Origin of the sequence: Mariniflexile litorale, from assembly GCF_031128465.2 — a bacterium.
GTDB classification, from domain to species: Bacteria; Bacteroidota; Bacteroidia; order Flavobacteriales; family Flavobacteriaceae; genus Mariniflexile; species Mariniflexile litorale.
Genome location: NZ_CP155618.1, coordinates 3,833,137 through 3,857,241 on the forward strand (window position 1 = coordinate 3,833,137; position 24,105 = coordinate 3,857,241).

A 24,105-nucleotide genomic window follows, 5' to 3' on the forward strand; every position below is an offset into this window, starting at 1 on the left:
ATATAATAATGACTACAAATCAATTTGAAACCCAAACCAAAGCACTTATAGACGACCTAAAAAGCGTATGTGCCAATTACGGTTTAGGGAATGACGGAAATGAATTTAAAATAATTACTCAGGTGTTTTTGTATAAATTCTTAAACGATAAATACGTTTACGAATTGAAGCAATTAGAACCCGATTTAGCAAAAGCAAAAAACTTTGACGAAGCACTTAAAAAGTATACCGAAGACGATTTAGAAATGCTAACCATGCAAATAAGCGAAAATACGGCACGTATTGCGCCTAAAAACTTATTGTCTCGCTTATTTGAACAACAAAACAAAGACCAATTTGCCGATATTTTTGATGAAACTTTAGTAAGTGTTGCCAAAGACAATATCGATATTTTCTCGGTGCTTACACAAGGTGGCGAAAAAGTGGTCTTGTTTGAAAACCTGAGTAAATACGTAACCGATAATAAAGATGCCTTTTGCAAAGCCTTAGTTAACAAGCTAGTCGGTTTTAGTTTCGAGCATATTTTTACACAAAAATTTGACTTTTTTGCAGCTATTTTCGAGTATTTAATAAAAGATTACAATACCAATGCGGGCGGTAAATATGCCGAGTATTTTACCCCACATGCCGTAGCAAAAATTATGGCAGCCTGTTTGGTAACCGATACCAATGTAAACAACGTAACCTGTTACGACCCAAGTGCGGGTTCTGGAACGCTGTTAATGAATATTGCACACGCCATTGGCGAAGATAAGTGTACCATTTATTCGCAAGACATCTCGCAAAAATCGTCTACCTTATTACGCTTAAACCTTATTTTAAACAATCTGGTGCATTCCATACAAAACATTATACAAGGCAATACCATTTTAAGTCCGTATCACAAACAGGAAAATGGGCAATTAGAACAGTTCGATTACATTGTATCCAACCCACCATTTAAGCTGGATTTTTCCGATTATAGAGCCGATTTAGAAAGCAACGCAAATAAAGAACGCTTTTTTGCAGGGATACCCAATGTGCCAAAAAGCAAAAAAGATTCCATGTCCATTTACCTGTTGTTTATACAGCATATTATGCACAGTCTTACAGCAAAAGGAAAAGCAGCCATTGTAGTACCCACAGGTTTTATAACGGCGCAATCGGGTATTGATAAAAGCATTCGCGAAAAACTGGTAGAAAGTAGAATGTTGGCAGGTGTGGTAAGTATGCCTTCTAATATTTTCGCGACTACAGGAACCAATGTTAGTATTTTGTTTTTAGATAAAGCCAATACTAAAGATGTGGTTTTGGTAGATGCCTCCAATTTAGGCACCAAAGTAAAAGAAGGTAAAAATCAAAAAACCGTATTAAGCAACGCCGAAGAACAACAAATTATAGACGTTTTTAATGAGAAAGAAGCCAAAGACGATTTTTCTGTGGTGGTGAGTTATGACGATATAAAAGCCAAAAACTACAGCCTAAGTGCAGGACAATATTTTGAAGTTAAAATTGAATATACCGATATTACAGTTGATGAATTTACAGCGAAAATGACCGAATTTGAAAGCCATTTAGAAACGCTTTTTGCGGAATCTAAAAGTTTAAAGAAGGAAATTCAGAATAATTTGAAAAGTTTGAAATATGCATAGAATTCCCCTTAAAAATATTTCAAAAATTATAAATAGTGGCTTAACTCCTTTAAGATCAAATGAGAGATTTTGGCTAAATGGAAATATTCCATGGGTTAAAACTGAACAATTAGGGAAAAAGTATATTTATGAATCAAATGAAAAAATCACAAAATACGCATTAGAAAACACATCGATTAAATTGAATCCTGTAAATACTTTAAGTATTGCTATGTATGGCGAAGGAAAAACTAGAGGTAGTGTTTCTATATTGAAGAATGAAACAACAACAAATCAAGCTTGTTGTAATATTGTAATTGATAAAGAAAAGGCAGAATTTGAGTTTGTTTATTATTATCTAAAAACACAATATGATAATTTAAGAAATCTATCGTCTGGAGTTAGAAAAAATCTTAACTCTAATGACATTAAGAATTTTGAAGTATTACTACCAAGTATTCAAACCCAAAAACAAATAGCCAAAGTCCTTTCCGATTTAGACGCCAAAATAGAAGTCAACAACAAAATAAACCAAGAATTAGAAGCGATGGCAAAAACGCTTTACGATTATTGGTTTGTACAGTTCGATTTCCCTGATGCGAATGGTAAACCTTATAAATCGTCTGGTGGTAACATGGTTTTTAATAATGAGTTAAAGCGTGAGATTCCTGAGGGGTGGAAAGATGGCGTTTTATCAGATATTGCAAATATTACAATGGGGCAATCACCTTCGGGAAGTTCATACAATGAAGAAGGAGAAGGAACTGTTTTTTACCAAGGTTCTACAGATTTTGGTTCAAGGTTCCCTACTGTTAGAAAATATACAACAGAACCTTCTCGAATGGCAGAAGAAAATGATATTTTATTATCAGTACGAGCTCCAGTTGGAACATTAAATCAAGCAATGGAAAGTTGTTGTATTGGACGTGGTTTAGCTGCATTAAGAGAAAAAGAAGGATCAATTTCTTTTTTATGGAGTCAGATGGAATATTTCAAACAAATATTTGACAGAAGAAATTCATCAGGAACAACATTTGGTTCAATTACTAAAGACGATTTATTCAATTTAAAGCTTTGTATTGCTAATAATGAGATTTTAGAAAAATTCAAAAAAATTGCAGATCCTTTTCATGCTAAGATTGTTGTTAACTCAAAAGAAAACCAAAAACTCACAGAGCTTCGAGATTGGTTATTGCCTATGTTAATGAATGGGCAGGTTACTGCTGCGTCATTGCGAGGCACGAAGCAATCTCATGATGTAAATAGTGATGATGCGTTGGGTATGGTTGCGGAGGGTAAAGTTAAATATGGTGAGGTATGAGATTAGCTGCAGTTTTTATTCCTGAAGGTGTTTTAAAATATATATTTGGTGAAAATCATAAAGGTTATACTCTAAATTTAGGCGGAAAATACAATTATGAGTATACCGAAAAAAATGGTTTACCTATAAAAACAAATCAAGTTTTAAATACTGATTTTTTAGATAATTTTTGGGGAGAAGATTTACTTTTAGTTTCAGCATTGGTTGGAGCAAATGGTACAGGAAAGTCTTCTGTTTTAAACTTATTTAGAAATAATTCATTTTGTTATTTTATTTATGAAAACCTTAAATCAGATGAGATTGAGGTATATAATAATACGGAACTAATCAATGATGTAATTTACTATACACCATTTTTAAACATAGAAAACCATAATTCTGTAAATGGGAATTTTAAAGATATTTCGAAATATGAGTTAATGCTTGAGGATACAGAAAATGAGAGTATTGGGCTATCCGCACAATTAGAACTTCATAATTCAGAGAATTTAAAAAGATGGATAAAATTTAGGCAAATTACAGGGATAGAGACTTTTTTAAGAGACATTAAACTGCCAATATTTGATTCAGTTAAAATTAAACTAAATTACATAAGCATTACGGAGCACGATACACCTAATAATTTTCGACCTTTTTTTAAAAAATTTAAAGAAATAAAAGAATCCGAGAATAACAGAAGATTTGAAGAATTAAGAGTAAGTCATCCTAACAGGAGAGAGTTTAGGGTAAATCGCAATTTTGGAAACTCTATTAGACTAGAATTTCTCATACTAGAACGAGTAATAGATAAGGTTCAGAATGTACTAGAATCCTCAGGCAATAAATATTTAAATGAAGGTTATATACGAGGGAACAAAAATTCTAACAGTCCAGAATTCACTGAAATATCGGATTTAAAAGAAGCTTTTTATTGGTTTATTGAGAATGCTTTTATACAATTAAGTGAAGACAGTGAAAAAATTTTATTTCCTGTTCAAGAAATAAAACTATTAACGGATTTACTTTTAGTGAATATCCCAAAAGATAATGAAATAGAAAACTGGGCAGAATTAAATGTTTCTTTGGATGCAACGCAAGACATTTTTAATGCTTATGAAAAATTTATTATTTCTTTTAAAGATGATTTTAGTTTTGATAGAAAAATTCTTTTAACCTTCATTCCTGATAAAAACTTAAGTTCTGGAGAAAAAGGTATGTATGATTTGTTTTCTTCACTTCATGACTATCAATTTAAAGTAGAAGAAAATATTTTAGAAGAATATAATATGTATTCTAGGAGGAAAGAACATAACAATAATTATTTATTACTATTAGATGAAGCTGAAATGGGCTTTCATCCGCAATGGAAAAAAAGATTTATAAATTCAATTTTAAAATTATTTCCATTTATATTTCCTCAAAAAAAAATACAGATATTATTTACCACCCATGATCCTTTAACGTTATCAGATATTCCCAAAAGTAACGTCATATTTTTAGATAGATCACCAACTTCTAACTTGACATATGTTTTAAATGAGACAGAGAAAGCTAAAAAAAGAACTTTTGGTGCAAATATTCATGACTTGCTTGCAGATAGTTTTTTTCTTCAAGATGGTTTTATGGGAGAATTTGCCGAAGAATTGATAATTGATTTAGTTAATTATTTAACGTTTAAAGAAGAAGATGGGGAGAGGGGTTTAAAAAATATTAAAGAATGGGATGAGATTAAGGCAGAAAAAGTTATTGCAATAATTGATGAGCCATTAATAAAAGAGAGACTTCAATCCTTATTTTATAAAAAATTCCGTTATAACGAAAAAGAGTTATTGCGTTTAAAAATCCAAGAATTGAATATTCAATTAACAAAGTTGGAGAATGAGAAAAATTGAAATAACTGATAACCTTCGTAGAGAAGTAAAAACTTTTAATGGTAATCTTTTTGTTAATACAAGATCTGTAAATTTTCAACTACCAATCAATAGGTTAAATTATCTTCTCAAATCAATAAATTCCAGAACACATAAACAATATAAACTTTATGTTGAAAAATTAATAGATGAGTATGATGATATTTTGAATGCTGATCCATTGAGAATGGAAGATTTAATTCTTGAATTCGATACTATTTTGCATAATTCTCAATTAAACAGCAAAATAACAAATAGTGAATTTTCGTTTCATGAAAAGGTCGTCCACGCAATGCGCTATGAAGATCTAAGGAGTAAAGAATTTCCTGATTATTTGTTAAATTCTAACTTAAAAACATGTGTGTATTGTAATGCTCAATCTACCTTAGTTATTGAAAAGAAATTTTATGATAAAAAGAAGAGAAAAGTTAAACAAGTTCTAGCTAAACTTCAATTGGATCATTACTATCCAAAGTCAAAATATCCTTTCCTATGCACTTCTTTTTTTAATTTATATCCAACTTGTGCAAATTGTAATCTTGCTAAAGGAAGTAAGTTAGCCTTATTTGAACTTTATACCACAACTGATGATTTAGATTTGTTTAACTTTAAAATTGATGACAAATCTATTATAAACTATTACACTAAGCCTGATTTAAAGCATATAAAAATAGATCTAGAGTCAACGACTGGTGACATTGATCTTCTTAAAAATCATAATGAGTTGTTTCAAATTGAGGCCATTTATGAAAGTCATAAAGATATTGCAGAAGAACTTATGCTAAAAGCTAAAGCAAATCCTCAAACTTACAGGACAATGTTAGAAAAAAGTTATTCAAAACTTTTCCCAGATCCAACCATTATAGACAGGCTATTGGTAGGGAATTATACCAAGCCAGAAGAATTAGGTAAAAGGCCAATGTCCAAATACACACAGGATATTGCAAGACAATTGAAATTAATTAAATAAAAATATATGTCAGATAAGGCAAAAGATAATAAAACAAAAAACAACCTTCTTAAACCAACTTAGTAACAACGAAGACGCACTTTTGAAACTGATTCTTTTGACTTAGTGAATAATTTTGATGAATTAAAAAGTGGTGAAATAAAAGAAATAGCTATGAATAAATATGGTACAGCTGCAATAAACGCAGCTATTGAAGATAAAAACCCAATTGAATCATGGAAAATTGCTGTAAAAGATTTTGATTCTGAAAGCGCTAAAGTAAAAGGTTGCCCTAAAAATACTTTTTTAGGTTTATGTGAAGATGGTTTGATAAAAGGTATTCCAAAAGGTAATTATACCAAATCCATTAAAAATAAAGAATATGCTATAAATGCAACAAAGATTATTAAAAATAATCCAAATAAATCATTTTCACCAAAAGAATTATGGGAGAAATTAGACCTTGGAGATAAAAGGCACAATGCGCAAATGGATGTTGTTTTGGCACTTTGGGAGCATGGACTTATAAAGTAAACATTATTTGAAGTTATAAATACTATGGAAATCATTGAAAACATAAAACAAAAAGCAACGTTTCTTAATCGTTTAAGTAATAATGAAGAAACACTTTTTGAGCACATAAATTCTAACCACGATAATTTAGATGAAGTTATACAACAGTATAAACCAGAACGCGAATTTAAACCTGTAAACACATTACGTTTTTTAATTGCTAATGAGCTTAAAAAAGGAACGGTTATTAATGCAACTGTTATAAATCAACTAAAACAGGCTATTGAAGCTAGAGATGTATCTGCCTATGTTAATCTTAACGAAACAGTAAAGCAAAGCTTATTAAACTATAAAGACAGTAAAAAAGGTATGTTTCCTAATTGGGGACATACGTTTAAAGTGTTATTTCCTTTTTTGTATAATGCATCAGAAAATACAGAAGTAAATGCGCAGCTAGAACGATTAGCAGATGAGATTATTCAAGCCAATCAACTAGAAAATGTAACTAAGCACATTGTTAGTTTTCAAGGTTCAAACAAATATGGATCTGATCATGCGTGGGTAGCAATAATTCCAGAAACGGCACCAAGTGTGCAATATGCTTATCAAATATTTTTCACTATAAATAAGAATGGTGTAGTTGGAGGCTTGCATAAAGGGCACAATTTAACGAAACAAGTGTTTACCAACCAAGATATACAGTTCAATACTTGGGAAGATTATATAGAACATACCAAACAAGCTAAAGATCAATGGTCACAATTAAACTCTGAGGTTAATTTTATTTTTCTAAATGATGAACAAGCATTTGTAAAAATTTTAAAGAAGGTTGACGATTCTGCATTATCTGATTATTTTAAAACACTTGATAGATTAAAAGAAGATTTGGATATTCAAGATGAAGAAAAGTTTGTGTTTAGCATTGCCGGTAATCGTTTAAGTTTTCATGTTGGAAAGCGCTATTGCTTAAACGTAAATAAAAAACTCTTTGACTTTATTTCATATACTGAATTAGAAGGGGATAACAAGGATAGGGAAACTTTTACTGGATCGGATGTTGCTTATTTTTATAGGGGACGAACTGTAGACGATGTTTTAAGCAATTATGAAGATATTAAAAGTGCCATTGAAACTGAAATTGAGAGAGATAACCATACATTGGCAAAATTATATGATAATAGTGCTTTTAGAAAGGCAGCTTTTGATAAGGTCTATAGAGAAAGGATTTTTAATCAATGTGGAATACAAAATAAATATTACTTAGTTGGAGCTTATTGGGATGACAATAATCCTAAAGATCAAACAAATCGATTTGTAGCAGAAAATATTTGGAGAAATGGTTATGATGATAAGTTTCTTGAGATAGTCAATAGAGTACCAGTTAATAGTCATATTGCTATTAAAACGGTCGACAGAAAGGGAGATAATATGTACATTAAGGCTCGAGGTATAGTTAAATCGAACCTCAATGATGGGCAAAATTTAATGGTTAAATGGGATAAAAATTTCAAAGAATTTAAAGTTGATTTTTCTGGAGGGTATTGGGATACAATTACGAATGTAAACAAAGCAGATCATATTAAGGCCATATGGGATAATAATACAAAAAATCACACTGCTTTTTACAATCCACCTCTTAACCAAATCTTCTATGGTCCACCAGGTACTGGAAAAACATATCACACAATATTAGAAGCGGCTAAAATTATAACAGGAAATGAGGCAATTGATTATGATTCTGCCCTTAATAAGTTCAATGAAAATTTAGGGGATCAAATTGAGTTTATTACGTTCCACCAAAATTATAGCTATGAAGATTTTATTCAAGGGTTAAGGCCGGATATAGAGCAAAAAGCATTAAGTTTTAATAGGGCTGATGGTGTTTTTACAAGAATGGTAACCAATGCTTTGTTTGAATATTATAAAGTTTATCAGCAACGACAAAAAAAGTCGGTAAATAGTGAAAAAGTTAATGTGGATTTAAATGATGCTTATATTGAATTTATAAATTCTTTATCGGAAGGACAGGAGTTTGAGACCAAAACAGGAATGAAGATTAAAGTTGACAATTTTACCGATAGGCAAAATATTGAATTTAAACCTTTGAATGGCATTCAGTCTTATCTCGTTTCAGGAAATAGATTGTTAAAGTTATATGAAGTGTTTAATGATATAAATGATATTAAACGTGTACACGAGGATATTAGGGATGCTATAGGTGGTTGCAATTCTTCCATTTATTATGTAGCGTTGCGTGAGTTTATTTCTTTCTTAAAAGTATACGAAAAAACCTTAACGGAGTTTGTTGACGTGGAAGAAGAATATGATTATGAGAATATTTCCTATCGCAGAAAGAAAGAATTATTATCTAATATAAGTTTGGAGGAACTTAGAACAGTTTCGACAAATGAGGTTCCTAAATATGTAATAATAATAGATGAAATTAACAGAGCTAACATTTCAAGAGTATTTGGCGAGTTAATTACATTAATTGAAAACGATAAACGTTTAGGTGGTAAAATACCATTAAGAGCCACTTTGCCTTCAGGAGAAAAATTTATTGTTCCATCCAATTTATATATAATTGGCACTATGAATACTGCTGATAAATCAATTGCACTTTTAGATATTGCACTGAGACGGCGTTTTGAGTTTGTACCGATGTACCCTAATTCTACTTCTACAGAAGATAAAGTTGTGCATGATGCAACTATTTTAGATGCCATAAATCAAGAAATTATTTCAAGGAAAGGACATGATTTTACAATAGGTCATTCGTATTTTATGGGAGAAGATTACAATTTAAAAAACACCATAGATAATAAAGTTATTCCTTTGTTATTAGAGTATTTTATGAATGATTTTGAAGAAGTAAAAAAGATACTAAGTGTTTCTAAATTAGAATTAGTAGGCTGGCCAATGAAATTAAAATTAAATGATTAACCTTTTTGAATATCAAAATAAAAAAGAGTTTCCAGAATCACATTATGATGGTCTGGAAGTGTTTTTAGATGATATTTGGGCGAAGAGAGAAAAAACTAGTTATTACTTTAATGACGAAGATAATAGGGTCGAACAACAACGTTTTATTCAGTTTTTACACAAGAATAAAACATTAAAATCTAATAAATACGTTGGGGTGATTTATTTTGAAGGTGAGACAATAAATTTGCTTCCAAAGATATTTTATAAAGGAGATGAACCAGAGGATTATGAGGTGAACGCAATCAATAAGCACATTTTATGGTGGTTAAGTTATTGCAGAAAATTAAAGTTTCCTAATTACCTTTCTGGACTAAATAGTGAAAAAGCAGATTTTTTTGAAATATTGATATATCTGTTTAGTAAATACACGCGAGAGCTTCTTAGTTCTTCCATCTATCAGCGATATACAGAAGTTAATAGAGAATTAAATTTTGTTAAAGGACGTGTAGATATTAATGCTTACATAAATAATAACCTAGCCAGAGGAAGACATCATAAAATTAGTTGCGAGTTTGATGCTTTTGAAATGGATAATGAGTTTAATAGATGCGTAAAGTTTGTGTCTAAATTATTGTTGTCTACTACTAAAGAAAATCAGAGCAGACGTTATTTAAGTGATATTTTGTTTATTCTGGATGAAGTAAAAGATATCAATGTATCAGCAGATAAGATGAAGCGAATGACGTTTAATCCTATGTTTTCTAATTTTGAAACCATACGTGATTATTGTGTATTGTTTCTAGATAATAGTGTGTCTTTTAATTATAAAAATGACTTAAAACTATTTGCTTTTTTATTGCCAATGGAGTATGTTTTTGAAGATTTCATTTTCGGTTTTATGGATAAGGAAATAGAGGAAATAAAAGCACAATCTCAAATAGGTGCTAAACATTTAGATGAAGAAAAGAATTTTAAGTTAAAGCCAGATTTGCATTTAAGTTTTGGAGATAGAAGTATTATTGCCGATACCAAATATAAAATTGTTTACTCTGATCATACTGATCCCAAAAAAGGAATTTCTCAAAACGACTTATATCAAATGTTAGCCTATGCAGTTAGGTTTAAGGCTAATGAAATCATATTGTATTATCCAAATACACTCCATAATGAAACTATAAATAATTCTGAATTATCAATTAAAGATGAATTGGCAGATGACCAAATTGTTCATATTAAATCGTTTCAATTGCCGATAATTAATTTTGATTTATTAAAGGAAGATTATAAGTGTAAAGCATCCTTAACTATGGATTTTGAATTAACAAAGAATAATTTAATAAAGGCGATTCTTAGTTCTTTAAATTTATCTTAATAACAAACTTCTTTTTTTGCGATAGGTAATTATATGTTTTAGCATATAATTTATTAAAAATCAATTGAATTATATTTAAAAGCATATAAAATCGGGTAGATAAACTGCCCCCACTTCTAGCATTTACTCATTCCTTCATTCCGCAAAAGCGACATTCATTCAATCCCAAAAGCTTACAGTTCCCCGCAATACTAGTTATGGTATTTTAGACATTCTATTTTAAAAAACCAAAAATACCATAAACAATATTTATAGCCCACCCGCAATTTTGAATTTCTATTGAAACTTAGAAATGCCATCCTAATTATTCCAATCAACTTGTAATTTTTCCAAAGAAAGCTATAAAATTTGTGTCTCAACAGCTTGCATAATCAGGCTCATATTTCACTCTTTTATAAATCTTTATGAGCTCCAAATTTTAAGTTGTACCAGTTTAGAAAAGGTAACAGCGAGGGCGCTATGGGAAGTAAATGATTTTATAATTTAAAAATAAATGATGACCTTTTTTAAACCTGCTTGTTTGGTTTGACATTTTCTTGTTCAAACAGCAGCTGTTCTATCCTATTCAGGCAGAACATTTGGTCATGAGGTAAGAGGTCTATGATTATTTCTAATACTTTTGTTACACTTGAAATTTGGGTTTTGTTTTCATGTTTAGGAGACACAAAACCACCATTACCATCTAATGCATAATAGCATACTTCTAAAAGAGCTGAAATGGAACTTGTGATATCCTCATTATCTGCTACTTCAAAGTTTATGGTTTTTCTAATCCTGTCTCCATAAGTTTCTTTTTGCACACCAGAAAAATGAGTCAGCATTTTTTTTATTCCTTTTAGTTTCTTTTTTTTGTTTTTCATGAGTTTCCAATGAATGTGTTAATCTGATTTTTTGTATGGCAATGGATTTTTTTAAGTTCCTTAAGCTGTTTATTTCCGATGTCCATAGCTTCTTCGAAAAATCGTTCACATCGATTATAGGCTTTGTCCGAGTCCCTATCTGAGAATTCATTGTTTGTTTTAAAGCGTATGATATGGTGGACATTACATAGGATATAATGCATGCGGTGCAGTCCATAAGTCTCTTTTGGGAACAGAGTCTGAGGCAGGTTGCTAAAATGGCTACAAAGATCCAGCATATAGGATAAAGAGTAATGCTGAGGCTTAAACTCCCAAAATGCATATAACAGACCTAAACATATCTGCTCCATGGCATAATGCATGGTCATTAGTCTGGAGGTAACATCCTCTGTGGGTTCAATGCTATCCACAATGGACAGTAAATAGGCGGCACGTTGCATTCTAATTTTCCATATTTTTTGGATCTCTTTATAAACCTTGGGGTGAAACAATATTTGATATTTTTCGAATCTTAACAGGGTATCATCCGCTTTATATATACAAGGGGTTTGAATTATGGTCTTTAATAAAAAATTATTGCCATAATCCAATTGTTTGGTCGCATTAGCTAAAGTGTAATAAATAACATAAACTTTACAGCGTTGCTGCATCTGGTTGAAAATGCCATCCATAAATTCACCCAATCCCTTAGACATGGGTTTGTAGCCTATAATCAATAAGGTATAAATGATCGTTTTTTGTTTATGCACACATGCAGGGGATATAAAAACAGTTCTATTCTTTTTCTCTTTATTAATACCTATGACATATACAGAATGTAGTGATAATGATGTTTTCAATACTTCAATAAGTTCTGATTCTAAGTAGAATTTCGATGATTTTTTTACTTTCTGCAACATGATTTTGTTTTTATATAGTCATATTATTGTATGACAAATATAATAATAATTTTTATATGTCAACTTAAAATATGACAAAAATGTGATATAATAAGTTGACATTTGTGAAATGACTAAGGATTTTTTAAGTAAAAAGGTAGGAAAAAGGATTGTTGATTTAAGAACCGAAAAGGGCTTAAATCAATCCGAATTAGCTCGGCTTTGTGCAAAGGATAGGCAGGCTATTGAAAAGATTGAGAATGGTAAAGTCAATCCAACCATATTTTCTTTATATGAAGTCTCAGTAGCATTGGGAGTTGATTTACATGAACTTTTAAACTTTTAATAAAATATTTTCTTTTTGAAACGATGATCTAGCGTTTAATCTTTACGCTATTTTTAAAATCATATGTTTTGCAATCAAAACCAACCAATTCATCCCCTTTAAAACCGCACAAGCCATACAATACATAGCAGTATTATAAGTAATCTAATTTTATAGCTTAAGTTTTTAAGTAAGGTTCACCCGTATCCACCTCGAGGGTCTTAAGGGTAAATGTAGGTATGCGCCAAATCACGAATGCTTAAAGAATATGAATGATAGGAGCGGAGCCTAATGAAATGTATGTGGAATGTAAAAGTATCGAATATTTTTCTTATATTTGGAGTAATTACTTATGTACTAAGTAATTAAACCCTCCCTTTTTTTTAATTCTAGTAGCGTTTTATAGGTATCTATCTATGCATGACTTCATGTATAATATATCCTGTGCAGGAACTAAAAAACTAATAAAAGAAATGTGGTATAATGATTTAAGACCAGATAGTGAGTTATTTAATGACAGGTATTCATTAGTAATGCTAGACTCTGAAAAGAACTATAATCGTATGATGACCGAAGGGGACAAAAAACGAACCATATCTAATTTACTGCGATTGCGTAAAGGGATTTTAGAAAAAATTCCGAATAAAACAGTAGATACCAATCTCTTACTAAGTTCTTGGAATATTAAGAATTTTGGGACATTAAAAGATAGAACAGCAGAATCCTTATACTATATAGCCGAAATAATAAATGCTTTCGATATCGTGGCGCTACAAGAAGTTAATAGCGATCTAAGCGATTTTAAAAAAGTACTTAGATTATTAGGAAGTCATTGGAAATATACACTAAGTGATGTTACTGAAGGCAATTCAGGAAATGATGAACGCTTTGGTTTTATGTATGACTCTAGGCGTGTAACACATTCTGGTTTGTCTGGAGAAATTGTAATCTCTCCAGAATTGATCGAAAATAATGCCATTATTAGTCAATTGAAGCGCACGCCAACATTTACAGGCTTTGAAAGTGGTTGGAGAAAATTCACCATTGTAAGTGTTCATTTGCATCCAGGTGAGGGGGCGACAAACAAAGCCATCCGGAAAGAGGAAGTGCGTTTATTGATGGAAATACTTAAGAAAAAACAAAAGTCTTCGGCCTTAGAAGGACGAAACATGATTGTTTTAGGTGATACAAATCTGTATGAAGAAGACGCAGATATTGTAAAACTTATAACCGACAATAAATTTGTAGAAAGTAACGGGCTAAAAGGAAAATACACCAACACAAGTCTAAACCAAATTTACGATCGGGTCTTTTTAAATGTAGATGACTATTTTAAAATAGCAACGGACCACAATGGCATGCAAAAAGGAGGGGTGTTCAATTTATTTAATTATGTATATATAAATACAGCTTCAGAAATAGCAAATTATCATGAACTGATGCTTTTGCATAAGGAAAACCCGAGTAACTTAACAGATAGCGCAAAATTCAAGTCCTATTTTAACTCATATTGGAAACGAAATCAGATGAGTGATCATTTACCCATATGGCTAGAATTACAAACTGAAAGTAGCGATGAGTTTTTAATTAATAAGTTTGACAAAATGTGATTTGTAATATAATGTACCGCATTTAGTCTTTTAGTTTACTATTAAATTTAATACATTCTAATCTGATATACCATGAAAAAGTCCACTAATAACACTCAAAGTAGCTTAAGAAGTAAACTCGAAAACAATCCACAAATCAAATTATCTATTGATGGAATCCTAGGTTTTCTTCCAAACTGTGAATACGAACTTATTTTATATATGTCTAAAAAAGGACTTTGGGCAGGTATGCTTCCGCCGCCACCTCCCCATTTTAAAACAGGAGATGGGGCTGTAGAATTAGGCCTGTTTTTATATTGGTTCCACAATCACGACTTATTAGACTTGTCGATGTTTACTCCACAGAGACAAAGAGAGATTAAAGATTTTATTATTGCGCTCAATTTTTTCCTTCAGAAAACAAAATTCAATGCTATCAATTATACTATTTTAAAAAGTGGAGATCTTATCTATATAGATGGGAGTATCCTTAATATGGAAATGTATGCCACTTTTGACCAAGGTTGGTTTGTTGCCTTTCTAAATTTACTACAAACAACCTTGGACTTCGCATGGTATAATAACGGTTCTTTTCCAACGGTTCCACCACCTGTAATTCCACTTGTTGGTAAAAACACCAATACAGTAAATATTGCTATTATTGGCGATTGGGGTGCAGGAAATGCCAATGCGAAAGCAGTGATGGCTATGGTAAAAAAGGAACAACCAGATTATATCATTCACGTAGGCGATACTTATTACAGTGGTACGCCCTTAGCAACGGACCCTAGCGGTAATTTATACTATGCACCTGGAGAGGAAATAGATAATCTTTTAAACGGGTGGCCTTCTGATTATCAAGGAAAGTCATTTACGTTAAACTCCAACCACGAAATGTATAGTGGCGCTAACGGATTGTTCTATAATGCATATGGAGCTAATCAAACCCCTATAGGAGCTCAAACACCTTTTTCGGCCCATCAAGGATCTAGCTGCTTTGCGCTTAAGTTTGGAGATTATACGCTTCTTGGTTTAGATTCTGCATATGAATCAAAAGTTGAAAATGCCTTTATGACGGGTAGTTTGGGTGCCCCCAATGGTACGCAAGCCAATTGGATAAAAAGTCTCAAATTAAATCCAAACAAAACCATTATCCTTTCGCATCACAACGGTTTTGAAGATAATACAAACTCTGGCTCCCCTCTGTGGGCAGAACTTCAAAATGCCTTAGGGGGAGATCCTTTTGCTTGGTATTGGGGGCATGTACACAATGGAATTGTCTATAAAAAACCCATTACCATTCCATCAACACCTACAGTTCCTGGTTTTACAACCAATACGTTTGCGCGTTGTTTAGGTCATGCCTCGCTGCCTTACGGAGTGGCAAGCTCTTTAGTTGGTAAGCAGATAGATTATAAAGCAGATAATTTAAAACCCAATAGCAATGAACTTTATAATGGGTTTGCAATGCTTAGTTTAACGACTCGTAATGGCGTGATAGAAAATATTTCCGAAGGTTTTTATGATGTTAGTGGATCTCCTTCTCAGCCTAGGTATTTTAGAAGGTTGTTATAGTTTTTTACCTAAATAAAAAATTAAAGTTATACATATGCCTTATCCTCAAATACTTGTTAAACCTTATTTTGTTTGTACCATATCGAATTTATCCTAAATAAACGGTTTTTTACTTATTAAAAAAGGATGTCTTCCATAATTTTTTAATAAGCAATCGGGTAGAAAAACTTCTAGAAAAGCGGTAATTTTACCTGTCAACGATTTTTGACTTTCAATTTCAAAAAAACCGAGCACTAAAATGTCGGTATTTTTATAAAATGTTATACATTTATTAAAAATACTCTCACATGACATATTACTACCTTATTGTTTTTAACATTTCGTTATTATTTTTTACCTTTTTATTCTTCAATGCTATTATCAAAAATTGGTTTAAATACAACCAGTTCGCAAAAAACATTATACACTAAATAACCCTATCCGAACAAAAGGTTCTACTCAGGAAACTGGTTAGAACACTATCTTTTTATGCTTTAATAAAACAACTTTATTATGAAAACAGTATCGACTATAGTTACAGTAATGCTTTTTACTGGACAATTATTCTCTCAAGTAGGTATCATTAATAATGCTCCACAAGCAACATTAGACATAACAGCTAAGAACGTTACAGGAGGCAGTACGAATATTGATGGATTGCTTGTGCCAAGAGTAGATAGACAAAGAGCACAAAGCATGACGAGTGTAACCACCTCTACTTTAATATATGTTAATAGCATAGTAACAGGTACTCAAACAGGAACGGCTATAGATATTAACCAAACAGGGTTTTACTTTTTTAATGGTATAAAGTGGGTAAAACTAAATAATTCTACTGCAGCTACAGCAGGAACCGTAATAAACACCCAAATGATTAACATAACAGGTGCTAATGTTACAAATAGCAGTACAACATATACAACAGTTGCAACAACTAATTACACCCCGGTTTCTAATAACTCTAAAATTATTATTGAATTTTACACAAAGTATAGTATTGCTGGAGCGGGAATTGATTCTTTTACCTCTCGTTTAAGAGTCGCAGGAACCGTCATATCTACTGGAGAACAAATGTTCAGGGATAATAATGGTGCTGGCACAAGAAGTGCTACTCTATTTCCTTTAATGGGAAGTTATACAAATACAGCTACTACAGTATTAACAATTGAAGCACAATTAGCAAGAGTTAGTTCAAATGATAATACCACAGTAACAAGAGATAACGGAACTTGGTTTAAAATAACAGAGGTTGCTAATTAATACTACCGTCTTTTACATTTAATAAAAACAACTTTACTATGAAAAGATTATTTATAATTATCATGGCACTATTTTTTGCTGGACAATTATTCTCTCAAGTTGGTATAAATAATGCTTCTCCGCAAGCTACGTTAGATATAACTGCTATAAATACTACAGGGACGAGTACGAATGTTGATGGGTTGCTTACACCAAGAGTAGACAGACAAAGAGCACAAAGTATGACGGGTATAACCACCTCTACTTTAATATATGTTAACAACATAACAACAGGCACACAAACAGGAATAGCTATAGATATTGACGAAACTGGGTTTTATTTTTATGATGGTACAAAATGGGCAAAAGTTACCTACCCGATAACTCCTACAGTCGCACCAGGCACCATCTTAAATACCCAAATAATAGAGATAACAGGCGCTAATGTGAGTAATAACAGCACAACATTTACAACAGTAGCTACAACAAATTATACGCCTGTTTCTAATAATTCTGAAATTTTTGTTGAGTTCTATACTATGTATAGAGTAAATGGACATAATATTGATTCTTTTAGATCTCGTTTAACAGTAGCAGGTTCAACAATATCAACAGGAGAACAAATATTTACTCAAAATACTGGAGGAGGTACAAGAAGTGGTGTACTATTCCCTTTAATAGGACGCTATACCAACACGGCATTGAGTGGGTTGACAATAAATGCACAACTATCACGACTTAGTTCTGATGATACGACTACGGTTTTTATAGGCAATTCGGGAACATGGTTTAAAATCACAGAAGTTAGAAAATAAAATCTTTTTGTAAAAACAATCGAGCGTTTGGTAGCTGCTATTTGGCATCATCTTACATTATAGCTTACACGGTTATACTACTATTTCTTGAAAAGTTTTTTCTATACTGTTAATGGCATCGAATTTACGAGATGCATGAACTTTTATACTACCATTCCTTCTTTTTCCTCAACAACCATCACGCCCCAATCTGCAATAGATTTGACTATCGGAATTAAAGTTTTTCCAAAATCGGTTAAGGAATATGCTACTTTTAAAGGCGGTTTAGAGGTATATACTTTTCTTTTTATGATGCCATCTTCTTCCAAAGTCTTTAATTGTAAGCTTAAGGTGCGTTCTGTTACAGAAGGCATTTCTTTTCTTAATTCATTGTAACGAAGTGTTCCATCTATTAAATGAAATAAAATAACCGTCTTCCATTTACCTCCAATGATTCCCATGGTTAAACTGGTACAGCATGGGTATTCTTTTCCTTTAAATTGATACATAATATATTTATAAAAATGATGGGATTCATATATATTGATGGTACAAAGATATCATACTATATTAAATTATACAACTATACTTTTTATAGTAAAATAATTATTGTTTAACTAACTATAATTCAGTATATTAAAAAATAATTTATATACTATCCTTTTTGACCGTTATTGCGAGTTTCAATGACTGTACTTACTTTTGTCACTATAAAAATGATAGTATAATTTATATCATAGAAAATAATATAAAAATGAATAGACCAAACATTGCAAGAGAAGACATATTAAATGCCTTTAATTTTAGACATGCTACTAAAGAGTTTGATACCACTAAAAAGGTTTCAGATGAAAACATGAATTTTATCTTAAAAACAGCTCATTTATCACCTAGTTCATTTGGTTTTGAACCTTGGCATTTTATTGTTGTTCAAGACGCAGCCTTACGTGAGTTATTAAAACCTGTCGCTTGGGGAGCACCATTAAAATTAGATACGGCGAGTCATTTTGTATTAGGCTTGAGTATGAAAGCACCCATGGTAAAGCACGATGCCGATTATATTATGCACATGATGAAGGATGTTAAACAATTACCAGCCGATGTGATTGACATGTATTCTAAATTCTATAGAGAATTTCAACAAAATGATTTTGATTTAGATACCGACAAAAAACTATTTGATTGGTCTTCTAAACAAACCTACATCGCTTTAGGTAATATGATGACGGCTGCCGCTTTAACAGGAATTGATTCTTGTCCTATTGAAGGGTTTCATCAAGAAAAAGCAGAAGCCATATTAAAAGAAAAGTTTGGTGTAGACACCGATAAATATGGGTTATCCTTTATGGCTGCTTTTGGGTATAGAAAAACAGAGCCAGAATTTGGTAAATCAAGACGAAACTTTGAAGATATTGTCACATTTAAGTAACCATTTTAATCTAAAAAACACAAAAAAATGAAAGCCATAGGATATAAAGAGAACCTTCCAATAGAAGATGTTAACTCACTACAAGACATAGAATTAAACACACCAAAAGCTACTGGAAAAGATGTTTTAGTCGAAATTAAAGCCATTTCTGTAAATCCAGCAGATTATAAAGTCCGCGCAGGTATGCCCGTAGAAGGAAACGATTGGAAAGTGATTGGTTGGGATGCTACAGGAATTGTAAAAGAAGTGGGAGACGATGTCTCTTTATTTAAAGTGGGGGATGAAGTTTGGTATGCAGGCGATTTTACACGCCCAGGGAGTTACGCACAATACCAACTGGTAGACGAGCGTATTGTTGGTAAAAAACCATCTAGTTTGTCGTATGCGGAAGCTGCTGCATTGCCTTTAACAACACTTACTGCTTGGGAAATGTTGTTCGATAGATTACAAGTAACAACCGATGATGCTAGTAAATCCATTTTAGTGATTGGGGCTGCTGGAGGTGTTGGCTCTATATTAGTGCAATTGGCTAAAAAGCTAACAAAACTGAATATTATTGGTACGGCGTCTCGCGAAGAAACTACAGCTTGGTTAAAAGAATTGGGAGCAGACGCTGTTATTAACCACAGAAATAAATTAAGTGAAGAATTAGAGAAATACAAGCTTCCTGCACCAGATTACGTAGTGAGTTTAAACGGAACGGAGCAACACGCAGATGAGATAGTGAAACTCATTAAACCACAAGGACGGTTTGGTTTTATTGACGATCCAAAAACGTTTAACGTGATGCCATTTAAAGCAAAAGCAGTATCTACACATATTGAGTTTATGTTTACACGTTCTATGTTTCGAACGGAAGATATGATAGAACAACATAATATTTTAAACGAAGTATCAAGCTTAATAGATAACGGAACCATTAAAACCACTTTAGGTGAAAACTTTGGAGTTATTAATGCAGAAAACCTTCGTAAAGCACATGCCTTTTTAGAAACAGGAAAAGCAAAAGGTAAAATAGTTTTAGAAGGATTTTAATAAGAATTAAATTTGTAAGAAGCGTTGCTGAAGGGGATTTGGTAGCCTTACACACGCATCAAATTTGGCCTGATAATGATAAATACATCACCATGGATTTTTTCAGGTTCGATGAAAACGGAAAAATATGTGAGCACTGGGATGCTATTCAGCAAGTTCCTAAAACATCTGCCAACAAGAATTCGATGTATTAAAAAATAAGAAGATGTGAGTTCGAGCAGTATTTGAATAATTACGGGACGTCATTTTGAAGATACCCAACGTAGTTGTCGATAACCAAAAACACCTTTCAACTCCGCTCAAAGTAACATGAGACTAAAACACATATAAACTATGAGTAAAACCATCCTAATCACAGGAAGTACAGACGGCATTGGTAAGTTAACAGCTTTAAAATTAGCAAAACAAGGACATGCTATGTATGTACATGGTAGGAGTGAAGCAAAAGTATCTGCAGTGGTTTCTGAACTAAAAGAAGCTTCAAACAATCAAAACATAAAAGGATTGGTTGCCGATTTTTCAAATTTAGAAGCCGTTTCAAAATTAGCCGAACAAATTAAAACAGACATTCCAAAAATTGATATCTTAATCAATAATGCTGGGATTTTCAAAACGAAAGATGTTCAAAATAAAAAGGGATTAGACATACGTATGGTGGTGAATTACTTAGCACCTTATGTGTTAACAAATGCCATTCTTGCTAATATTAAAAATGCAGAAGCGCCAAGAATTATCAACTTAAGTTCTGCGGCACAAGCCCCCGTTTCTGAAGCTGTTTTAATGGGGAAGGAGCAAGATTCGCAAAACAGTACCTATGCACAAAGCAAATTAGCATTCACCATGTGGAGCTTTCATTTAGCAAAACAAGAACCAAAAATTATTGTTATTGCTGTAAATCCAGGTTCGTTACTTAATACCAAAATGGCTAAAGAAGCGTATGGGCAACATTGGTCGCCAGCAGAAAAAGGTGTGGATGTTTTGGTCGACTTAGCACTGTCTGATGATTATAAAAATGATTCTGGAAAGTATTTTGACAATGATAAAGGCGATCCGAAAGGTTACTTTTCACCAGCACATCCAAATGCTTATGATGCTGAAAAAATAAGGACATTATTAAGTGTCACAAATGCAATACTGTCAAAAATATAAGTGCTTCACCCATTAATTCTTTTTCAGTTAAATTTGTAAAATGAAAAAAATATTAGTGCTGTTTTCCCATCCTAAATTTGAAAAATCTAGGACAAACACGGCTCTCGTGAATCACATAAAGGGCATGGAAGGTGTCACGTTTCACGATTTGTATGAACGTTACCCAAATTTTCATATCGATGTGGAAGCAGAAAAAGAACTACTAGAGGCACATGATATTATTATCTGGCACCATCCATTTTACTGGTATAGTTGTCCACCATTAATGAAACAGTGGATTGATCTGGTTTTAGAATTTGGTTGGGCGTATGGCCCCAATGGTAATGCTTTGCAATCTAAAACCTGTTTAAATGTGATTACAACTGGCGGTGCGCGAGAAGTATATTGTTCTGAAGGCACAAATAGTTTTACGGTCAATCAATTTTTACGCCCCTTTGAACAAACAGCCAATTTATGTGGGATGCAGTATTTACCACCATTTGCAGTGATGGGAACTCATAAACTAACGGATGAACAATTAGCAACCTATGTGATGCAATATGGTAAATTAATACATTTGCTTCAACAAAATCTTACGCTAAACGATTTTAAAGGCTGCTTTTTTCTAAATGATATACCGCAATTACAAACCCCTTAAGATATGACAGGAAGTATACTTTTTGAAGCCATCGTGTTTTTATTAGGCGCCATTATATGTGTATCTATAGCCAAGCGATTAGGATTAAGTTCGGTTATTGGATACTTGTTGGCTGGTGTTTTAATTGGTCCTTATGTTTTGGGTTTTATTGGGAATGAAGGCGAAGATATTATGCATTTTGCCGAATTTGGTGTGGTAGTCATGTTGTTTTTAATTGGCTTAGAAATTGAACCAAAAAACTTCTGGAACATGCGAAAAGCAATACTTGGTATGGGAGGCTTACAAGTGGGAGCCACCATGTTCCTCTCCTATATGTTGTTTACATGGTTAGGATATGACTGGAAGGTGTCCTTAGTCATTTCCATGGCCGTCGCGTTATCATCCACAGCCATTGCGTTACAAACTATAAAAGAAAAAGGCTTGATGGATACCACTTTTGGGAATTCGTCATTTTCCATTTTATTGTTTCAAGATATCATTGTTATTTTTATGCTCGGTGCTTTGCCTTTATTATCAAACACAGAAACGGTTTCGGCAACAGAAAATCATAGCGAACATGTTAATTTATTAGATGGTTTGCCTTTGGGTTTGCAAACATTGGCCATTATTTTATCGGTGGTTTTTATAGTGATTGCTGGCAACTATTTAATAGTACCCATGCTGCGGAAAGTCGCTAAAACAGGGGTTCGAGAGCTATTAATAGCGGCGGCCTTTTTAATTGTATTTGCCATCTCTTTTTTAATGGAATATGTAGGCTTAAGTCCTGCGTTAGGAGCCTTTTTAGGAGGCGTCGTTTTATCCAATAGCGAATTTAAACACGAGCTTGAAAGCACACTAGAGCCTTTTAAAAACCTGTTATTAGGCTTGTTCTTTATGGCGGTAGGCGCCTCTATCAATTTTATTGTGATAGCGAAAAGTCCGCTTACTATTGGCGGCATATTACTCGCTATCATTGTTTTAAAAGCTTTGGTTTTATTTGTTACAGGGCAGGTTTTTAAATTAAAATTAGATCAAAAACTACTCCTAACCTTTGGTTTAGCCCAAATTGGAGAATTTGCATTTGTATTACTATCGTTTGCCTTTAATTTAAATATTTTAGAACAAGAACAAATGGATATGATGTTAGTCATAACAGCCTTAACCATGTCGCTTACGCCCATTATAAGTATGATGAATGAGCGCATAATTCTTCCTAAAATGGGCACAAAAGAATCCATTACAAGGCCCATGGATCATATCGCTAAAACACATAAAATAATTTTAGTTGGATTTGGGCATTTTGGAAGCACCATCGGACGCTTTTTAAGATCACATGGTGTTGAAGCAACCATTTTAGACCATGATTCTAATCGGGTCGATTTTCTTCGTAAAATGGGGTTCGAAGTGTATTATGGAGATGCTACCCGTCTCGATTTATTGGAATCTGCAGGAATTGCAGAAGCTAAAATAGTCATTTGTGCTACTAATAAATTGACAGTTTCAAAAGCAATTAGTAACATAATTAAAGATAAATATCCACATGTAGAACTCATGATTCGTACCAAAAATAGATACGATGCTTACGAATTACTTAATCTTGGAAATGAAAACATTTATCGCGAATCGTTAGAAACCTCACTTACGTTAGCTAAAGATGTATTAAGCAAAATGGGGTTTAGAAAATACACATTGAATAGGCAAGTACAAAATTTTATTAAATATGATGAGGATAGTTTGAGACGCTTATCCGCAGAAACTAAAGACGAACAAAACTATATATTTAAAGCAAGAATTGAGTTAGAGCAACTAGAAAAATTCTTAAATGAAGATTTTAAAAGAGGCATTGTAGATTATGATAATCAATGGGATAGCGAGCATATTAGAAAAGCTTTAGAAAAGATTAAAGACTAATTAGTTTTATGCAAAAGGGATCTGATTGTGTTTTACACCGCGCTTAAATACACCTAAGGTTTCATATGAGTTCATATTATAATGGTTTCAGCAAATAGTTACTCTTATTCATAATTAAATTTATAACAGAAATTAATTATAAAACTC

At 32.4% G+C, this 24,105-nt stretch carries 20 protein-coding genes and 1 pseudogene; 18 read left to right on the forward strand and 3 right to left on the reverse strand.

The window, feature by feature from the left end; all coding sequences use genetic code 11:
- Window positions 1–8: 8 nt before the first annotated feature.
- From QLS71_RS16140 to QLS71_RS16170, 7 genes are all read left to right on the forward strand, one after another.
- Entirely contained in the window at window positions 9–1,631 is a 1,623-nt protein-coding gene (locus tag QLS71_RS16140) for a class I SAM-dependent DNA methyltransferase (protein ID WP_308992762.1), read from the forward strand.
- Window positions 1,624–2,931 (forward strand): restriction endonuclease subunit S, encoded by a 1,308-nt coding sequence (locus QLS71_RS16145; protein ID WP_308992761.1) that lies wholly within the window; start codon window positions 1,624–1,626, stop codon window positions 2,929–2,931. Before QLS71_RS16140 ends, QLS71_RS16145 begins: the two co-directional genes overlap by 8 nt.
- Entirely contained in the window at window positions 2,928–4,802 is a 1,875-nt protein-coding gene (locus QLS71_RS16150) for an AAA family ATPase (protein WP_308992760.1), read from the forward strand. The genes QLS71_RS16145 and QLS71_RS16150 overlap by 4 nt, the downstream gene beginning before the upstream one ends.
- The gene (locus QLS71_RS16155; protein ID WP_308992759.1) at window positions 4,789–5,790 is read left to right on the forward strand and encodes a hypothetical protein; all 1,002 of its coding nucleotides are present in this window, start codon (window positions 4,789–4,791) and stop codon (window positions 5,788–5,790) included. The genes QLS71_RS16150 and QLS71_RS16155 overlap by 14 nt, the downstream gene beginning before the upstream one ends.
- A gap of 105 nt (window positions 5,791–5,895) precedes the next feature.
- Complete coding sequence (locus QLS71_RS16160; protein ID WP_308992758.1) at window positions 5,896–6,303, forward strand: hypothetical protein; 408 nt, start codon at window positions 5,896–5,898, stop codon at window positions 6,301–6,303.
- 24 nt (window positions 6,304–6,327) lie between these two features.
- Window positions 6,328–9,225, forward strand: a complete 2,898-nt coding sequence (locus tag QLS71_RS16165) for an AAA family ATPase (protein ID WP_308992757.1) — start codon at window positions 6,328–6,330, stop codon at window positions 9,223–9,225.
- Window positions 9,218–10,579: a hypothetical protein gene (locus QLS71_RS16170; RefSeq protein ID WP_308992756.1), complete on the forward strand. Its 1,362-nt coding sequence runs from the start codon at window positions 9,218–9,220 to the stop codon at window positions 10,577–10,579. Before QLS71_RS16165 ends, QLS71_RS16170 begins: the two co-directional genes overlap by 8 nt.
- Window positions 10,580–11,085: 506 nt before the next feature.
- Here QLS71_RS16170 and QLS71_RS16175 read toward each other — a convergent pair.
- Complete coding sequence (locus tag QLS71_RS16175) at window positions 11,086–11,400, reverse strand: hypothetical protein (RefSeq protein ID WP_308992755.1); 315 nt, start codon at window positions 11,398–11,400, stop codon at window positions 11,086–11,088.
- A 35-nt stretch (window positions 11,401–11,435) separates the two neighbouring features.
- Window positions 11,436–12,338, reverse strand: coding sequence for a hypothetical protein (locus QLS71_RS16180; protein ID WP_308992754.1), 903 nt, complete (start codon window positions 12,336–12,338; stop codon window positions 11,436–11,438).
- A gap of 109 nt (window positions 12,339–12,447) precedes the next feature.
- Between QLS71_RS16180 and QLS71_RS16185 the strand changes: the two genes are divergently transcribed.
- The 5 genes from QLS71_RS16185 to QLS71_RS16205 all read left to right on the forward strand — a co-directional run bounded on the left by QLS71_RS16185 (window position 12,448) and on the right by QLS71_RS16205 (window position 17,839).
- Window positions 12,448–12,663: a helix-turn-helix transcriptional regulator gene (locus QLS71_RS16185; RefSeq protein WP_308992753.1), complete on the forward strand. Its 216-nt coding sequence runs from the start codon at window positions 12,448–12,450 to the stop codon at window positions 12,661–12,663.
- A 395-nt stretch (window positions 12,664–13,058) separates the two neighbouring features.
- Window positions 13,059–14,252, forward strand: a complete 1,194-nt coding sequence (locus tag QLS71_RS16190; RefSeq protein ID WP_348636571.1) for an endonuclease/exonuclease/phosphatase family protein — start codon at window positions 13,059–13,061, stop codon at window positions 14,250–14,252.
- 72 nt (window positions 14,253–14,324) lie between these two features.
- Window positions 14,325–15,806: a metallophosphoesterase gene (locus QLS71_RS16195; protein ID WP_308992751.1), complete on the forward strand. Its 1,482-nt coding sequence runs from the start codon at window positions 14,325–14,327 to the stop codon at window positions 15,804–15,806.
- A gap of 492 nt (window positions 15,807–16,298) precedes the next feature.
- The gene (locus tag QLS71_RS16200) at window positions 16,299–17,045 is read left to right on the forward strand and encodes a hypothetical protein (protein ID WP_308992750.1); all 747 of its coding nucleotides are present in this window, start codon (window positions 16,299–16,301) and stop codon (window positions 17,043–17,045) included.
- A 38-nt stretch (window positions 17,046–17,083) separates the two neighbouring features.
- Complete coding sequence (locus QLS71_RS16205) at window positions 17,084–17,839, forward strand: hypothetical protein (protein WP_308992749.1); 756 nt, start codon at window positions 17,084–17,086, stop codon at window positions 17,837–17,839.
- Between the two features lie 143 nt (window positions 17,840–17,982).
- On the opposite strand, the gene QLS71_RS16210 is transcribed toward QLS71_RS16205, so the two are convergent.
- Complete coding sequence (locus QLS71_RS16210) at window positions 17,983–18,327, reverse strand: helix-turn-helix domain-containing protein (RefSeq protein ID WP_308992748.1); 345 nt, start codon at window positions 18,325–18,327, stop codon at window positions 17,983–17,985.
- 245 nt (window positions 18,328–18,572) lie between these two features.
- On the opposite strand from QLS71_RS16210, the gene QLS71_RS16215 reads away from it, so the two are divergent.
- The 6 genes and pseudogenes from QLS71_RS16215 to QLS71_RS16240 all read left to right on the forward strand — a co-directional run bounded on the left by QLS71_RS16215 (window position 18,573) and on the right by QLS71_RS16240 (window position 23,958).
- Window positions 18,573–19,247: an NAD(P)H-dependent oxidoreductase gene (locus tag QLS71_RS16215; RefSeq protein ID WP_308992747.1), complete on the forward strand. Its 675-nt coding sequence runs from the start codon at window positions 18,573–18,575 to the stop codon at window positions 19,245–19,247.
- 27 nt (window positions 19,248–19,274) lie between these two features.
- Complete coding sequence (locus QLS71_RS16220) at window positions 19,275–20,282, forward strand: zinc-binding alcohol dehydrogenase family protein (protein ID WP_308992746.1); 1,008 nt, start codon at window positions 19,275–19,277, stop codon at window positions 20,280–20,282.
- A 5-nt stretch (window positions 20,283–20,287) separates the two neighbouring features.
- Window positions 20,288–20,476 (forward strand): annotated as a pseudogene (locus QLS71_RS16225) (hypothetical protein); the annotation flags it as partial.
- 139 nt (window positions 20,477–20,615) lie between these two features.
- Window positions 20,616–21,431, forward strand: a complete 816-nt coding sequence (locus QLS71_RS16230) for an SDR family NAD(P)-dependent oxidoreductase (protein ID WP_308992745.1) — start codon at window positions 20,616–20,618, stop codon at window positions 21,429–21,431.
- A 40-nt stretch (window positions 21,432–21,471) separates the two neighbouring features.
- Entirely contained in the window at window positions 21,472–22,068 is a 597-nt protein-coding gene (locus tag QLS71_RS16235; protein WP_308992744.1) for an NAD(P)H-dependent oxidoreductase, read from the forward strand.
- A 3-nt stretch (window positions 22,069–22,071) separates the two neighbouring features.
- Window positions 22,072–23,958 carry a monovalent cation:proton antiporter-2 (CPA2) family protein gene (locus QLS71_RS16240; protein WP_308992743.1) on the forward strand — a complete coding sequence of 629 codons (1,887 nt, stop codon included), beginning with the start codon at window positions 22,072–22,074 and terminating at the stop codon, window positions 23,956–23,958.
- Window positions 23,959–24,105 lie beyond the last annotated feature (147 nt).

Coding starts and splice junctions, on each gene's coding strand:
- QLS71_RS16140 (WP_308992762.1), top strand. CDS start 9: ATGACTACAAATCAATTTGAAACCCAAACCAAAGCACTTATAGACGAC.
- QLS71_RS16145 (WP_308992761.1), top strand. CDS start 1,624: ATGCATAGAATTCCCCTTAAAAATATTTCAAAAATTATAAATAGTGGC.
- QLS71_RS16150 (WP_308992760.1), top strand. CDS start 2,928: ATGAGATTAGCTGCAGTTTTTATTCCTGAAGGTGTTTTAAAATATATA.
- QLS71_RS16155 (WP_308992759.1), top strand. CDS start 4,789: ATGAGAAAAATTGAAATAACTGATAACCTTCGTAGAGAAGTAAAAACT.
- QLS71_RS16165 (WP_308992757.1), top strand. CDS start 6,328: ATGGAAATCATTGAAAACATAAAACAAAAAGCAACGTTTCTTAATCGT.
- QLS71_RS16170 (WP_308992756.1), top strand. CDS start 9,218: ATGATTAACCTTTTTGAATATCAAAATAAAAAAGAGTTTCCAGAATCA.
- QLS71_RS16175 (WP_308992755.1), bottom strand. CDS start 11,400: ATGCTGACTCATTTTTCTGGTGTGCAAAAAGAAACTTATGGAGACAGG.
- QLS71_RS16180 (WP_308992754.1), bottom strand. CDS start 12,338: ATGTTGCAGAAAGTAAAAAAATCATCGAAATTCTACTTAGAATCAGAA.
- QLS71_RS16185 (WP_308992753.1), top strand. CDS start 12,448: ATGACTAAGGATTTTTTAAGTAAAAAGGTAGGAAAAAGGATTGTTGAT.
- QLS71_RS16190 (WP_348636571.1), top strand. CDS start 13,059: ATGCATGACTTCATGTATAATATATCCTGTGCAGGAACTAAAAAACTA.
- QLS71_RS16195 (WP_308992751.1), top strand. CDS start 14,325: ATGAAAAAGTCCACTAATAACACTCAAAGTAGCTTAAGAAGTAAACTC.
- QLS71_RS16200 (WP_308992750.1), top strand. CDS start 16,299: ATGAAAACAGTATCGACTATAGTTACAGTAATGCTTTTTACTGGACAA.
- QLS71_RS16205 (WP_308992749.1), top strand. CDS start 17,084: ATGAAAAGATTATTTATAATTATCATGGCACTATTTTTTGCTGGACAA.
- QLS71_RS16210 (WP_308992748.1), bottom strand. CDS start 18,327: ATGTATCAATTTAAAGGAAAAGAATACCCATGCTGTACCAGTTTAACC.
- QLS71_RS16215 (WP_308992747.1), top strand. CDS start 18,573: ATGAATAGACCAAACATTGCAAGAGAAGACATATTAAATGCCTTTAAT.
- QLS71_RS16220 (WP_308992746.1), top strand. CDS start 19,275: ATGAAAGCCATAGGATATAAAGAGAACCTTCCAATAGAAGATGTTAAC.
- QLS71_RS16230 (WP_308992745.1), top strand. CDS start 20,616: ATGAGTAAAACCATCCTAATCACAGGAAGTACAGACGGCATTGGTAAG.
- QLS71_RS16235 (WP_308992744.1), top strand. CDS start 21,472: ATGAAAAAAATATTAGTGCTGTTTTCCCATCCTAAATTTGAAAAATCT.
- QLS71_RS16240 (WP_308992743.1), top strand. CDS start 22,072: ATGACAGGAAGTATACTTTTTGAAGCCATCGTGTTTTTATTAGGCGCC.